1 protein-coding gene is annotated in these 1,290 nt (G+C 48.4%); it reads right to left on the bottom strand.

What is annotated here, in order from left to right; all coding sequences use genetic code 11:
• Positions 1–122: 122 nt before the first annotated feature.
• On the bottom strand, positions 123–1,268 hold the full coding sequence (locus AWU74_RS05685; RefSeq protein WP_306701019.1) for a type IIL restriction-modification enzyme MmeI: 1,146 nt from the start codon (positions 1,266–1,268) through the stop codon (positions 123–125).
• Between the last annotated feature and the right edge of the window lie 22 nt (positions 1,269–1,290).

The raw sequence follows: 1,290 nt of genomic DNA, 5'->3' as shown, positions 1-1,290 counted from the left end.
GATTCCTCGCCAGCGTTTGAGGGTGCCGAAAACGATTTTAATGAAATATTCCATAGTTTGCTGTGGAGTATTTCATTCATATCTCCCTTTTTACCTCTCTCCTCCTCTTTAGTCCACACTACCTAGCGCATTTCAAGCCTGCCGCAGACGTAGCGCACCCAAGCCATATGCATACCCGACGTGATAACACCGAATTCGTAGAGGGTGGCGTTGGGAACAAGCAAATTCGCGTTTGAACTGATTGTATATTTATCAATAAACCCAATAGGTATGTATTTCCTTTTCTCTGATGACGTGCTAGGTATCAACAAATAGTCAGAATCCGGCTGCCTGATTTCGCCAAAGAGCGTTGGAAAATTCGCCAGTTTTTGCGTTGCACCCCGCATACTGCTTGCTCTGTGTGCTTTGACCGCGGCTATTCGTTCTAAAATCTCTTTTGAATGGCTGTATTTTTCAGGCGCTGCGCCTTTCAGCCATATGCAATATCGTTTTCTGTCGTTGATAAATTCGTCAGCGCCTAGAAATGGGCGGATAAACTCGGAGATCGCCGGTTCTTTTTTGAGAATTTCATCTTTTTCCGTTTCGGTAAGCAAAAAATGCCCGTCATCATTCGGCATACTGCCAAAAACCATTTCGGATACCCTGCAAAGCGGGTTTTGCGTCTTTTCAATAAATATAAGCGGAGCGTCAACTAAATAAGCGTTAATTTGCTTAACAGAAGTCTCAACCGGCTGGCTTGTTACCGTTTCATACAGATACAGTTTCTTTTCCTGTCTGTCGGCAAGCCCGAACCCGATGATGACGCAATACACCGCCGCCTTTCCCCGCGCCTCGTTGCTCCACTTGAACGTCTGGTGGGCAAAGTTGATTTTAATGCCGTGCCTGTTCAGCAGTTCTGTCCATAAAATCGGCACCTGTTCGCCCTGACAGATGCTGTTTGTTGAGACAAATGCAGCTTCTATCTGCGTTCCTTGTATGTATTGCGCCGTTTTCTTATACCAGCACGTTACATAATCAAGATTATTGCTGTTTTTTACTTCAGAAAACACCGTTTCAAGTTCGCTTTTCTGTGCTTTGCTCATTATCCGCGCCCCCAAGAACGGCGGGTTGCCCAGAATATACGACAGCTTTGCGGGCGGGATTATCTCCGTCCAGTCGAGCGCAAGGGCGTTGCCGCGCACAATCGTCGCGGAGGCGGTGAGCGGAATGCGCAGGAACGGCACGCCGAAGGGGCCGCTCACCGCGCGGTTCATTTGGGGGGCAGCCAGCCGCCGCGTCCGTTACGATCTC

It is taken from the genome of Treponema endosymbiont of Eucomonympha sp., from assembly GCF_001028545.1.
The sequence above is the reverse complement of the archived record's forward strand: the minus strand, read 5'-3'. Positions and strand labels throughout refer to the sequence as shown.